10 protein-coding genes are annotated in these 12492 nt (G+C 30.9%); 5 read left to right on the top strand and 5 right to left on the bottom strand.

What is annotated here, in order from left to right:
- Window positions 1-231: 231 nt before the first annotated feature.
- Window positions 232-450 carry a hypothetical protein gene (locus CLVI_RS08900; protein WP_146127318.1) on the bottom strand — a complete coding sequence of 73 codons (219 nt, stop codon included), beginning with the start codon at window positions 448-450 and terminating at the stop codon, window positions 232-234.
- Between the two features lie 952 nt (window positions 451-1402).
- On the opposite strand from CLVI_RS08900, the gene CLVI_RS08905 reads away from it, so the two are divergent.
- The 3 genes from CLVI_RS08905 to CLVI_RS08915 all read left to right on the top strand — a co-directional run bounded on the left by CLVI_RS08905 (window position 1403) and on the right by CLVI_RS08915 (window position 5470).
- Window positions 1403-2386, top strand: coding sequence for a LacI family DNA-binding transcriptional regulator (locus tag CLVI_RS08905; RefSeq protein WP_106059778.1), 984 nt, complete (start codon window positions 1403-1405; stop codon window positions 2384-2386).
- Window positions 2387-2601: 215 nt separating this feature from the next.
- Window positions 2602-4023 (top strand): PTS transporter subunit EIIC, encoded by a 1422-nt coding sequence (locus tag CLVI_RS08910; RefSeq protein WP_106059779.1) that lies wholly within the window; start codon window positions 2602-2604, stop codon window positions 4021-4023.
- 13 nt (window positions 4024-4036) lie between these two features.
- On the top strand, window positions 4037-5470 hold the full coding sequence (locus CLVI_RS08915; RefSeq protein ID WP_170065633.1) for a glycoside hydrolase family 32 protein: 1434 nt from the start codon (window positions 4037-4039) through the stop codon (window positions 5468-5470).
- 646 nt (window positions 5471-6116) lie between these two features.
- Here the strand turns inward: CLVI_RS08915 and CLVI_RS08920 are convergent.
- Window positions 6117-8120: an ATP-dependent helicase gene (locus CLVI_RS08920; RefSeq protein ID WP_106059781.1), complete on the bottom strand. Its 2004-nt coding sequence runs from the start codon at window positions 8118-8120 to the stop codon at window positions 6117-6119.
- An 89-nt stretch (window positions 8121-8209) separates the two neighbouring features.
- Between CLVI_RS08920 and CLVI_RS08925 the strand changes: the two genes are divergently transcribed.
- The gene (locus CLVI_RS08925) at window positions 8210-9685 is read left to right on the top strand and encodes a nicotinate phosphoribosyltransferase (protein ID WP_106059782.1); all 1476 of its coding nucleotides are present in this window, start codon (window positions 8210-8212) and stop codon (window positions 9683-9685) included.
- 72 nt (window positions 9686-9757) lie between these two features.
- Here the strand turns inward: CLVI_RS08925 and CLVI_RS08930 are convergent, their stop codons facing one another.
- The 3 genes from CLVI_RS08930 to CLVI_RS08940 all read right to left on the bottom strand — a co-directional run bounded on the left by CLVI_RS08930 (window position 9758) and on the right by CLVI_RS08940 (window position 11714).
- Complete coding sequence (locus CLVI_RS08930; protein ID WP_242980631.1) at window positions 9758-9937, bottom strand: hypothetical protein; 180 nt, start codon at window positions 9935-9937, stop codon at window positions 9758-9760.
- Between the two features lie 123 nt (window positions 9938-10060).
- Entirely contained in the window at window positions 10061-11275 is a 1215-nt protein-coding gene (locus tag CLVI_RS08935) for an EAL and HDOD domain-containing protein (protein WP_106059784.1), read from the bottom strand.
- Window positions 11276-11384: 109 nt separating this feature from the next.
- Window positions 11385-11714: a hypothetical protein gene (locus CLVI_RS08940; RefSeq protein WP_106059785.1), complete on the bottom strand. Its 330-nt coding sequence runs from the start codon at window positions 11712-11714 to the stop codon at window positions 11385-11387.
- Between the two features lie 314 nt (window positions 11715-12028).
- Here CLVI_RS08940 and perR point away from each other — a divergent pair, with 314 nt between their 5' ends.
- Complete coding sequence (perR, locus tag CLVI_RS08945) at window positions 12029-12439, top strand: transcriptional regulator PerR (protein WP_106059786.1); 411 nt, start codon at window positions 12029-12031, stop codon at window positions 12437-12439.
- Window positions 12440-12492 lie beyond the last annotated feature (53 nt).

The raw sequence follows: 12492 nt of genomic DNA on the forward strand, positions 1-12492 counted from the left end.
AGGTTTGCCGCCGACTTCCTTCAGATTCCACCTCACAATGGACACCCTTGTCTTAAGCTAAATGGTTGGCACTATCAGCCTCCATTACGGACTTTCACCGATTAGTGCACGCCCATGCTGGGCGCACCAGAATAAAAGAGATTAGAATTTCTTCTAATCTCTTTTTCTTTTGTATTTAGTTATGTCCCCTTAATAAGTCTAAAGTATATCCTTATCTAGGAATAATCAGTATTATTTGTTTTTAGCTAAGTTTAATGCTGTTTGATAAAGTGGTTTCAAACTAGCTCTTATCAGAGCTCTACTATCAGCTTTTGTTATATATTTATGTAGCCAGAATTTATCTTTATAGTCATATTCTTTATCTGAATTCCGGTACAATTCTTTTTCTGAATCTAATACTTCCTTCACGAACTTAATTTTTTCTTTTTTAGTTAATTGAACATTACTCATAAGCATCGCCACCCTTCTATTAGTATTATACCACAAAATGAAAGGTCTCCTACGATTATTATATAGTCCATGAGTATTTAGAACCAGATGATTCGCGTTCTCCTGACAATACCTCTCTATTATATGCTGCAAGAGCACCTAAAAATATATCCTATTAAAATTGCTCAAAGCCTGATGTTTCCTATAACTTCTTAATTATTTAATTGTTTAATTTCTTAATAAATTAATCGCTTAAGTTATTAATTATGTAATTTCTTAATTTATTAACTATGTAATCTCTTAATTTATTAATTTCTTAATTTCTTAATTACTTAACTTCTTGCCACTTTTACCATACATAATTCAAGGCTGCAAGATAGTATTTCTCTATCTTACAGCCTTAAAAAATTATATCCTGTACTCCTATAACAAATCAAAAAATCTTCCCATTTATTTAATCTATTATCATAACCAACCCCTGTTCTAAAAGCACCTTCCCAGAAAACTTACGACTTATCCCGTCATCAAATTTAATTTTAACCTCATCATCATTAACCTCAGTGATTACACCACTTCCAAATGCTCTATGATCAACCTTGAGGCATCCTTGAATTGTCTCTTTCTCATTTTAGGAACAAAAAGATAAAGCTATAATTCTATAACCCCAGCTCTTTATTCTTTTTAATTTCTTTTTCAAAATGTATTTTATAATCTCCATTATTACTTATCTTGCAGAATAAACTCAATGCTTGTCTTAATCTTAATAGTGTTCTAATATCTTGCCAGTGTGACTCAAACTAAGAATATTTTGTTACAAACCTTCGTATTTGTTGCTTTATCGCCCTTGGTATTATGATAATTGTAGTAGGGAATAGAATATGATATTATCGAATGTGAAGGATATATTAACATGCTTATACAAGATAGTAAGATTAAAAATAAATATATTAGCCAAGAAAAAGAGGAATAAATTATGGTAAATATGAACGATGTGGCAAAACTAGCAAAGGTTTCTAGAGGAACAGTTTCTAATTATATTAATAATGTGAGAATTAAAGAAGAGTCCCGTATTAGGGTAGACGAAGCTATTAAAGAATTAGGCTATATTCCCAATGTAGCTGCGCGAGAATTTAAAACAAATAAATCCAGTAATGTAGTATTTATTTTACCAACTGTCTGGAACCCATTTTTTTCAGAGTTAACCTATCAACTGCAAATTAAATTAAAACAAAAAGGGATGAAATTGCTATTATGTAATTCCCAAGATGACTATCGTGCAGAATTAGAATACCTTGAAATAGCTCAACAAAATAAAGTTTTTGGTATTATTTCAATATCTTACAGTAATATTATGCCTTATCTAACTTCTGAAACACCATATGTTGCTATTGAGCGTTACTATAATGACGATATTCCCTATGTGACAAGTGACAATGAGGGTGGGGGGAAAATGGCTGTAGACGAACTAATAAAAAAAGGTTGTCAAAAACTTCTTCACGTAACGAGACAAGTAGACGGTAATAATGCTTTAATAGCTAGAAAAAAAGGCTTTGAAGAAGCTTGTAAAGAAGAAAAAGTGGATTATGAGATATTTAGTCCAAAGACTTCTTCTGCAGTATTCCACAAAGATATAACTCTATTTCTTAAAGAAGCGTTTGAAAAAGGGCAATACTTTGATGGTATTTTCTGTGCTACGGATCGTTATGCAAGTTATTGTCAAGATGCATTGATGGATATGGGAATCGGTATTCCAGAGGATGTTCAGCTCATTGGTTTTGATGGATCTCGAAGCTATGCAACAGAAGAATTAAAAATCTCAACTATTCGTCAGCCAGTTGAGAAAATTGCAGAAGAAGCAGTGAATCTTCTGATTGCTGTTGTTAATAAAGATAAACAAAAAACTAGTAAAGTGCTTCCCGTCACATTTCTTGATCTAAAAACTACCAAATCTAACTAAAATATTTAGGAAAAGTTACGAAGATTGTTTGATGATTTTACTATCAGACAATCTTTTTTAAACTATTTTTTAAGCTAAAAGAAAATGTTTTCTAAAAAGAAGCCGTTTTCAGAAAAGCATTGCATTCTAAATAAATTCATATTATAATAAAATCGACAAACATGGAACGTTCCAAAAAATAGCTTTCTAAATAAATAATATTAAGGAGTGTAGATATGGATTATAACAAAATTTCAAAAGAAGTATTAGAGAATGTTGGAGGTAAAGACAATATAATAAGCGCTGCTCATTGTGTTACTAGACTTCGCTTAGTCTTAAAAGACACATCAAAATATGATAAAGTAGCTCTTGAAAACATTGAAGGAGCAAAAGGTGTTTTCTTTAATAGTGGTCAATTACAAGTCATTTTTGGAACAGGTTTAGTCGACCAGGTTTATGCAGCATTTGTTGAAGAAGCAGATATCAAAGAATCTTCTTTAGAGGACGTTAAAACAGAAGGCAGGAAAAGCACTGGAAAATTACAAGAAATGTTTAAAGCCTTTTCAGATATTTTTGTTGCTCTGATTCCAGGGATTGTTGGTTGTGCCATGATATTAGGCTTTCGTGCAATTCTAATAACGAGTGGATTATTTGGATTAGAAGCAACTTTAGCTGACACTTACAAATGGGCTAGCGATTTATCTGCATTTTTAAATGTTATTGCAACAGGTTTAAAGTTCTTACCAGTATTTATTATGTATTCAGCCACAAAAAGATTTGGTGGAAATCCAGTTTTAGGTATTATTATAGGACTAGTCCTTGTTCACCCCGAATTAGGAAATCGTTTTGATTATTTACAAGGAAATTTAACTGATATCACTTATTGGAATTTTTTCGGGATCAATATCCCTGAAGTAGCATTTCAAGGTGGTGTTTTCCCAGCTATTCTAACTTCTCTATTTTTGGCCAAGTTTGAAAAATTTCTTACGAAACGAGTGCCACAAATATTATCCTTTATTCTAGTACCAACTCTAACTATTATTGTGTCAGCAGCTGCTCTCTTCTTAGTGTTTGGACCTCTAGGTGACGTAATTGCAACGGGTTTAGGATATGTTATTGAGTTATTATATATGAAATCCGGAGTATTTGGCGCGTTTATTTTTGCCGCTGTTTTACAACCATTGGTAATCACAGGGACACACCATGCTATTGGAAGCATAGAAGCTCAATTGATTGCCAGTACAGGGTTTAATTATATACAACCTTTATGGGCAGTATCAATTACTGCTCAAGGTGCAGCTTGCGTAGGTATGTTTTTATTAGCAAAGAAAAAATCGAAAAGAAGAGAAATAGCAATATCTAGTTTTGTGCCAACACTGGTAGGTGTATCAGAACCTGCTATTTTCGCCGTAAACATAAAAGATTCGATTATCCCATTTGCTTGTGCTGTAGTCGGTGCAGGTTTTGGAGGAATTTATATGAAAATTCTTGCTGTGAAGGCCCTTGGTTTTGGATTAACGGGTATTCCAGGTGTGACTATTGTAAATCCTCCTGTGATGATTCATTACATCATTGGAAATCTAATTACCTTTGGAGTTACTATTCTTTTACTACTAATTTACAATAAATTTAAAAGAGTACCAGGTTCACATGAATAAAAGGAGTTATAAAATGAAATTTCAAACATTTAATCATTACACATATTTAGAGGACAAGCATATATATTATCTAAAACAATTAGAAAATTTTGTGCAAAAAAGTTCTTTTTTGCCTCACTATCATCTTTATCCAAAAACAGGATTGATGAATGATCCCAATGGACTTGCTTATTTTAATAATCAATACCATTTTTTCTATCAGTGGTTTCCATTTGAACCAAATCACGGCATGAAACATTGGGGACATGCCAAATCAGCTGATTTAGTTCATTGGGAAGATAAAGCAATTGCACTTATTCCAAATCAAGAGTATGAAAAGAATGGCTGCTACTCTGGTAACTCCATTGAAAAAGATGGTCTATTGTATCTGTTTTATACCGCAAATTATAAAACGCCTCAAGGTAAAATCCCTAAACAGGCAGTGTGCATTATGGATAAATCAGGTATTATTCAAAAGTCAGAAAAAAATCCAATTATTGATGGAGCACCAGAAGGAATGTCAGGGGAAATACGAGATCCATTTGTGTTTGAACGAGATGGAAGTTACTATATGTTATTAGGAGCAAAAGACGAGCATGATGTAGGTCAGTTACTTCTTTATACTAGTCAGAATTTAATTGATTGGGGATATCAAGGAATCATTTCTCTGCCAATTGATAAGGGTTATATGTTAGAATGTCCGAGCCTCATTCAAGTTGAAGGAAAAGATGTTTTAATTATTTCACCAATGGGACTTGAAAAAGAAGAAACTCGTTATCAAAATCAATTTTCTACAGTGTACTTGGTTGGAAAATTGGATTTATCAGATAAAGTTTTTTATGCGGAATATAGTAATGAAGTAGATTCCGGATTTGATTTTTATGCTCCGCAAGCATTTTATGGCAAAAATAATGTCCCAATGATGGTGGCTTGGTTTGGATGCGGAGAACAAGAGCTTCCTTCTGATAAAGATATGTGGAAACATGGATTAACTATGCCATATGAACTGAAATTAAAACAAAATCATTTAACGCATTTCGTTGTTCCTGAGTTACTGGAGCAATTTAAGCAGAAACAACCCTTCCATAATCAAAAGTTAAGTACAGAGTCCAATTCCTATCATCTTGCTTTTGAAGTTTCTAATCATCAAGATGTGATGTCCATTCAATTTGGTTCTTCAAGAGACTATTGGAAATTGCAATTCAATTTTAAGCAGAATCAGATTTGTGTTGATCGATCTCATTTGTCACTTCCTGTGGATGTACCAAATGGAGAAATCCGAAAAACCATAGGATTAAATAAAAACAGCTACCAAGTTGATGTATTTATTGATAATAGTTTTGTTGAAATCTTTATAAATGAGGGGAGGAAATCATTTGCCTTTCGTACCTTTAATATGACAACCAAGCACCATGACATTCTCTTTGACTGGGAAGCTATTGGGGAAATTGGTTACTATCAAAGTTGAGCCTTCAAATTAGAGCGAAAAAATAATATTTAACACCGCTTTGCGAGTAATTAAAAATCTTATTTTTATCAGTTCCACCTCTCAAAAGATTTAACAACAAGTACAGCCAACATAAGTATAAAAATAAGCCACATGCTGGAATCAATATCCAACATGTGGCTATATATAGTTTTATATGTGTTAATCAATCCATTTATATTTGAAACATTTGATCTATCCTTTTATAACCCTAGTGAAACATATTCTAATAGTGTCATTACATATATCTTTAGGTATTGTATTATAAGCTATAGGAACAAATGAAAATACTAACGGGCTTTTAAGACAGTCTTTTCCTAATTGATATGATTTTAGTTTGACGATTCAGGGTTTATAAACTATGTTGAATATACAGTCTTCCTCCCCTACGAGTTTCAATAATTCATAGATGTAAAACCTTGTCTTACTTGTCAAAGTGGCTGGGCGTTACCCTATTGACTTGCAATAGCCCATGTACTATTCGTAACATATTTTAATAGTTATTGTTGATTCTTAGTGTCTTTAATCGTAGTTTTGCCATCAATATCATTCCATTCATGTCCCTAAATTTAATCATTTCCGTGTATGGAACGAACTACTATTCTAAATCCAATTTATCATCTTCATATTAATCTATAATCATAACCAATCCCTGCTCTAAAAGCACCTTTCCAGAAAATTTACGACTTATCCCATCATCAAATTTAATCTTAACCTCATCATCATTAACCTCAGTAATTACACCACTTCCAAATGCTCTATGATTAATCTGCAGATCAGCCTTTAGCCCATGTTGGGACTTTGTTGCCGCCATAAATTCTCCTTCTATAATGAACCTTGAGGCATCCTTAAATTGTCCCTTTCTCATCTTAGGTACAAAAAGATATAGATTGTCTATTGCTCTAGTTATCCCTACATAAAATAATCTTCTTTCCTCTTCAATGTTTTCTTCCTTACTTGAAGCATGGGGAATTGTATCCTCATTACAGTTAATTATAAAGACGTTTTTAAATTCCATTCCCTTAACCCCATGAATGGTACTAAGTAAAACTCTATCCTCGTCCTTGTTTTTCTTACTCTCCTCAAGTTTCCTTGCATACTCATCTATATGAGCAAAGAATTCAGGAATGCTTCTAAAAGCTGCCGCTGAAGATTTAAATTCCTCTAGTATTTCTTCTAAATCCTCAATACTACTCCCAAACTTTTGAGCATAGGACTTAAGATGATCTATGTACCCTAAATCTGATATTATAAATTGAATAACGCTATTTAAAGAGGACTTCTTCATATAATTAAAATCCTTCTTTAGATCATGAAGCTTATTTTTTTGAAAGGGTGGAGTATCATTCTTTTCCATCAATATATCAAAGGGATTTATATCATCCCTATATTCTCTTAAATAAACTAGATTACTTTTACTTATATATCTAAAGGGTTTATTGATTATTTTCACAAAAGCTTCTCTATCATTTGGATTATAGGCTACTGAAAGATAAGCTATTAAATCTTTGCAAATAAAATGGTTGAAGAAATTATATTCTTTATCAATCATAGTAAAGGGAATCTTATTCTTTATGAAGGAGTCAATTATACTTATAGACTCCATATTAGTCCTATATAAAATCATGTTATCTCTATAATCTTTTCCGCCATCTTTAAGGCTTTTAATAACTTTGGCTATATCTTCCCCTTGAATCCTTTCATCATATGGAGTGCTACAATTTATTATCCCATCCGTTTCCTTATTCCAAAGTATTTCCTTATTATTTCTCTCCTTATTAAAGGCAATAACTTTTTTTGATGATTCTATAATATTCTTACTACTTCTATAATTCTTAGAAAGATAATATTTTTTTCCGCCTGAATATATTTTATCGAAGGTAACCATATACTCAGGTTTTGATCCTCTAAATGAATAAATGCATTGATCCTCGTCCCCTACAGCAAATAACGAGACATCTGTATCCTCATTCATCATTTTTAGAAAGTCCACTTGAAGCTCATCACAATCTTGGAATTCATCAACTAAAATATATTTAAACAAGCTTCTGTATCCATCCCTTAGATTCTTATTTTCCCTCATACGATCAATTACTTGGATAGCTAGGTCATCAAAGTCCCATAGATTATTCTCTTTTTTATATTCAGAATACTTTTCATAACATTCTATAAAAATATCTTTTCCAAAGGATGGCACAAACTCTTCAAGACTGACCCTAGAAGTTTTATATAATGAAATGTTATTAATAGCTTCCTTTACTCTATCCTCATTTATTTCATCAGAATACTTTTTAAGTACACTCTCCATAATTTTATTTGTTATATAACCTTGTATTATATTTATTTTACAGCCTTCCCTTAAAAGCATTTTATAAAACAATCCATGAAATGTTCCAAAAAAAGGGCTTTTTTGTTTTTTGAAAGCATCTATATATCTATCTTTCATATTTCCCGCAGCAACCTTTGTGAATGTAAGCACTATTATATGCCCTTCATTAACCATAAGCTCATCCACAAGGTACTTTATTCTATTAACTATAACTGTTGTCTTACCAGAGCCTGGAGCTGCAACCACAAGAAGATTTCTTTCCTTCGCTTTAACAGCGGCTACCTGATATTTATCTAAATTCATAAACGCAACCCACCTTTACCTATATTGTAATAATTTTCGCCTAGAGGTACAATAGTATTATGCAATTATTTTAATAAGAGGAGATTATAATGAAGAATAATAATTCATTTGACCTGAGAAATCAAAGAAATTTAACAATGCTAGTGGACTTTTATGAATTGACTATGGGCAATGGGTATTTAAGCCACGGGCTTGAAGACAAAATTGCCTATTTTGATATGTTTTTTAGAAAAGTTCCTGATGGTGGTGGATATTGTATTATGGCTGGAGTAGAACAGCTTATAGAATACCTTAGTTCACTTAAATTTACAAAGGATGATATAGATTATTTAAGAAATAAGGAACTATTTACTGAAAGTTTTTTGAATTACTTAGAAAACTTTGAATTTTGCTGTGATATTTGGGCTATACCTGAAGGAACCCCAGTATTTGCAAATGAGCCTTTAGTTACTGTAAGAGGTCCTGTTATACAAGCTCAATTCATAGAAACTATGCTTCTTTTAACTATAAATCATCAAACCTTAATAGCTACTAAGGCAAATAGAATCTGTAGAGCTGCAAATGGTAGATCTGTTATGGAATTTGGTTCAAGACGAGCCCAAGGCTATGATGGTGCCATATATGGAGCAAGAGCGGCTATTATTGGGGGCTGTAGTGCAACAGCATGTACAATATCAGATAAAATGTTTAATATACCTGCAATTGGTACCATGGCACATAGTTGGGTACAATTATTTGATACAGAATATGAAGCTTTTAAGTCCTGGGCTGAAATCTATCCAGAGAACTGTACATTATTAGTTGATACCTACAATGTAATAAAATCAGGTATCCCCAATGCAATAAAGGTATTTGATGAAATATTAAAACCTCAAGGTATAAGTAATGTTGGTATTAGAATAGATTCTGGAGACATAACATATTTATCTAACCTTTGTAGGCAGATGCTTGATGAGGCTGGATATGAAGACTGTAAAATTGTTATTTCTAACTCATTAGATGAATATATAATAAGGGATGTTCTAGAACAAGGCGCATCTATTGATTCATTCGGTGTTGGAGAAAGATTAATAACGGCTAAGTCTGAACCTGTCTTTGGAGGAGTTTATAAACTCTCTGCAGTTGAAAAGGAAGGTCAAATACTTCCTAAAATTAAGATTAGCGAAAATGATGAAAAAATAACTAATCCAGGATTTAAGAAGACTGTACGAATTTTTCACAAAGAGTCACACATGGCTATAGCTGATATTTTAACTCTCCATGACGAGATAATTGATGAGAATGAATCTTTGGAATTATTTAATCCAATCCATACTTGGAAGAGGAAAAAAATAACTAACTTCTACACTAAAGATTTATTAGTCCCTATTTTTAAAAAAGGTCAATTAGTTTATACTAGTCCAAGTGTATTAGAAATAAAAAGTTTTGCTCAAGAAGAAATAAAAAAATTATGGCCTGCAGTTCTTAGATTTGAAAATCCTCATACCTATTTTGTGGATCTTTCAGATAAGCTATGGTCTTTAAAGCAAGACCTTCTTAATCAGTATGGCACTTTTTATAAATAACAAAATAAAAAAGGATGAATATAAGGCTTTACGCCTTCATTATTCATCCTTTTTATTTTATATGAAAACTTACTATTTAGTAAACTCTGATATAAAATCAAATCCTCTTTCTTCACTAACTCTATAATCATATTCTTCTATTCCCTTAACTGAAATTTTGTTGTTTAATAAATATTCCTTAAATGGACAGTTTTCTTCAACAGAAAAAAACATATTCATGGGACATTCTTTATAGCATTCAACTTTTTCCATACCGGTTGACCAAAACGGACATTTACTCATCTTCTCCCCACCTTACACCAATGCACTATACTCTATTTAATTAAAATTAATATAGCAAACTAAAATATATATTAAATATCTACAAATCTAAATTTAGAAATTTTTTGTAAGACAATTTAACCATTCAATTGATTCAATATAAATATTAATAAGACCCTTCTTATCAATATTTAATTTATCACTGTATTCCTCTACCTTTTTCATATCCATCTTTTCATATGCCTTAACTAAATTTAGAATTCCTGAAAGATCATTTTCACACCCTAGCAAAGCATCTTTTGCCTCTTCCTCTAAAGGAATCTCTACTATAATATCCTTCATACTTCTATTCATAAATACATCTAAATTTGAGAATAGCCCTACCATAAAAACTAATGACTCTTTTGATGATTTTGCTTCTTTAGCAATCAGTTCGCAAAAACGCGCTCTAATTATAGTATTATTTGTATATTCAGCATTACTATTTTGCATTTCACTAATTACTACTAGGGATAGCCATTTTGCAAGATCTTTCTTCCCAAGCAGCGCTATAGATTGCTTTATAGATCTTATTTTTTGAACAAAAGAAAAACTAGCTGAATTTAAAAACTTAATTAATTTATAACTTATTGCAACATCAGACTTTATTGTTTTTTCAATTTTATCCACATCAAAATCAGGACTTAGCAATTCCACCATAATATTAAAACAGCTAACATTTCTTACAGCTATATCTTTTGCAGATATCATAGTAGGTTTGCTAAAATAATACCCTTGAAAATATAAATAATTATTTTTCAAAGCTTCTTTATAATCCTCTTTTGTTTCAACTTTTTCGGCCAATAATTGTCCCTGTGGATTAATTTTTCTAATCTCATTCAAAATTATTACCCGCTCTGACTTTGTCGTTGCCACAAAGTCTATTTTATAAATATCTATTAAAGCACCAAATTCTTTATATCTGTAATCTATTACAACATCATCTAAAGCAATAATATATTTTCTATTTTTCAATTCCATTAAATAAGTAAGTATTTCATAAGTAGGATTAACATTTTCCAATATCTCAACTACTATTTCTTCCCTTTCAAGCAAACAAATTATATCCTTAAGTAAAACCCCTTTTGGAAAATTTATAAAGGCTCTTTTCCCATTAGTTAAATTACTTAAACCTATAGTTGCGCAATTTGAGATTAATTTAATTGTAGCCTTTTCCTCATTAACATCCCCAGCAAATGAATTTGAATTGGAGTTTCTAAATAATAGCTCATAGGCTACGACTTCATTTTCTGTATTATATATTGCTTGCCTAGCTAAAAATATATCCATCTTAAGTTCCTCTACACCTTTTTTATTTCATTATATATTATATTCTTATAAATTGAAATAAAAATTTCTTTAATTTTCCACATAATTATAAAAAAAAGGGTTTAACCCCTTATTTTTCAAGAACATTGTTTTTTATAACTGTAAGATCAATTATTTCATTTTGAAAAGCTTTTAAAAGAGCTTTTTCTAATACTTTTTCTTGGTCAAAACTTTCTATCTCAGAACATACTGCAAAAACTTTATTTTTTTGTCCTTTAAAGTTTCTGTATGTTAAAGTAACATTAGGTTGTTCATATTCAACGTTTAGTATTTTAATACCCCAAGAAAACTGCGCATAATCATCTTCAACAGTTAAATGAGTAAGTTCCTTTAATCTTTTCTTTTCTTTACTTGGATCATTTACTATTACCAATTTATCGCCAACTTTGTACTTTGCCATTCTACTTTCCTCCTTAAATATTCTGAACTATTCTATTTTATTTCAGTTTATCCCTACTATAAAACAAATGCAATAGCATCTATTTAAATCTAGTCAAGTTTATAAAATATTTGTTAATAAATTAACAATGCAATTACTTTATCTTATCATAAATCTTATATAAAAACAATATTCGTTGCCTTTAATCACAACTGTAAAACTTTCTATAATTGGATAATTGTTATTAGCTAGGTATAGTATTTTACAAATAACAATTGACATTAATTTTATATTTTATTATAATTAATTATACTAAAATTGGAGGGATGAAATTTATGAATGCTATAATAAATATCTTTAGAGAGAAGAAGTTAAAGCTTACTCCTCAGAGGTTAGCAGTTTACAAATATTTAATGAACACTACTAATCATCCTTCTGCTGAAACAGTTTATACGGCTATACAACCTGAATATCCAACAATGAGTCTTGCAACGGTATATAAAGCATTAAAAACTCTCGTTGAAGTTAATCTTATTCAAGAAATAAATGTTTGTGAAGGAAATTTTCGATATGATGGTAATATTAAATCACATCCTCATATTAAATGTATAAATTGTAAAAAGGTAGAGGATATTTCTTCTTTGGATCTAAATTACTTAAATGAAGATGCAAATAAACATACAGATTTCAGAATTCTATTTAGTCAAGTATACTTTTATGGTGTATGTAAAGACTGTGATAAATAAAAGTTGCTTTTTATAAAGCAACCTTTTTTATGTTCTCATTTATATGAATTATA

The organism is Clostridium vincentii (genome assembly GCF_002995745.1).
Taxonomy (GTDB): domain Bacteria; phylum Bacillota; class Clostridia; order Clostridiales; family Clostridiaceae; genus Clostridium; species Clostridium vincentii.